Here is a 1469-nt window from a genome sequence, read left to right on the forward strand (position 1 = left end):
CTCCAGACCAGGTCGAGGCGGTGGCGGCGCAGCTCTATGTCGAAATGCTGGAGGCCGGGTTTTCCCGTGTCGGCGAGTTTCACTATCTCCATCATGACCGCGACGGAAAACCTTACGCCAACCCTGCCGAGATGGCCGAGCGCATCGCTGCCGCGGCCGGCGAAACGGGTATCGGCCTGACGCTGCTGCCGGTGTTTTACGCGCATTCCTCCTTCGGTGGTGCCGCGCCAAACGAAGGCCAGAGGCGATTCGTCAACGAAGTGGATGAGTTCGCCCGGCTTGTTGAGAAAAGCCGCGAATCGGTTCGCGCGTTGAATCAAGCTGTCGTCGGCGTCGCCCCGCACAGTCTACGCGCCGCGACGCCGGAGGAACTCACGGCGATTGCAGCGATGACGCCGGACGGGCCGATCCACATCCATGTCGCCGAGCAGGTCAGGGAAGTCGAGGACTGCCTTGCCTGGTCCGGCGCGCGTCCGGTCGAATTTCTGCTTGGGGCTGCCGATGTCGATAAGCGCTGGTGCCTGATCCACGCCACCCATATGACGGACGCCGAAACCATCGGCATGGCCAAAAGCGGCGCCATTGCCGGCCTTTGCCCGATCACGGAGGCCAATCTCGGCGACGGCACCTTTGCCGCGCCCTTGTTCAGGGAGCATGGCGGCCGCTTCGGTGTCGGCTCCGATTCCAACGTGCTGATCGGCCTGCCCGACGAATTGCGCCAGCTCGAATATTCGCAGCGCCTCGCGCACCGCGCCCGCAATGTGCTTGCGGTAGCCGGTGGCTCGACGGGCCGCGCGCTGTTCGATGCAGCGATCGAAGGCGGCAGCGTCGCGCTTGGCGCCGGCGCATCGCAAATCGCGCCTGGTTCATCAGCCGATCTCGTCTCGCTCGACGCCCGCAATCCCTCGCTGGCGGGCAAGACGGGCGATGCGATCCTGGATGCGTGGATCTTCGCCAATGCCGGCAAAGTGGATTGCGTCTGGGTGCACGGGCAAAAGCAGGTCAGCGGCGGCAGGCATGCGAAGCGCGAGGAGATCGCCGAGCGGTTCCGCCAGGTGATGACCGCGCTTTCCCGAAGCTGAAGGCAAGCCGATGAGCCTTGTCGTGACAGAGGATATCGAGAGCGGCGAGAACATCTCGCTGCATCAGCGCATCCTGTCGGACATCAGGGAGAAGATCCTGTCGGGCGCATGGCCGCCAGGCCATCGCATTCCGTTCGAGCATGAACTGACCGCCGAGTATGATTGCTCACGCATGACGGTGAACAAGGCGCTGTCGCAACTCGCCAAGGCAGGGCTGATCGAGCGGCGCCGCCGCTCGGGCAGTTTCGTGCGCCAGCCGCAATCGCAAGCGGCGGTGCTGGAACTGCACGACATCAGGATCGAGGTCGAGGCGCTGGGCCTTCCCTATCGCTACGAGCGGCTGGAACGCGTGCAGCGGCGCAGCAATGCCGGAGACAGGGCGCTGCT

At 64.8% G+C, this 1469-nt stretch carries 2 protein-coding genes; both read left to right on the forward strand.

Annotation, left to right across the window (positions count from 1 at the left end):
• The coding region (locus tag EOA36_RS35280) for a formimidoylglutamate deiminase (RefSeq protein ID WP_127281221.1) at positions 1–1082 on the forward strand (1082 nt) is incomplete at its 5' end.
• 10 nt (positions 1083–1092) lie between these two features.
• A partial coding sequence (locus tag EOA36_RS35285; protein ID WP_127281222.1) for a GntR family transcriptional regulator occupies positions 1093–1469 on the forward strand: 377 nt, incomplete at its 3' end.

This window comes from Mesorhizobium sp. M8A.F.Ca.ET.021.01.1.1, from assembly GCF_003998025.1.
Classification (GTDB): Bacteria; Pseudomonadota; Alphaproteobacteria; order Rhizobiales; family Rhizobiaceae; genus Mesorhizobium.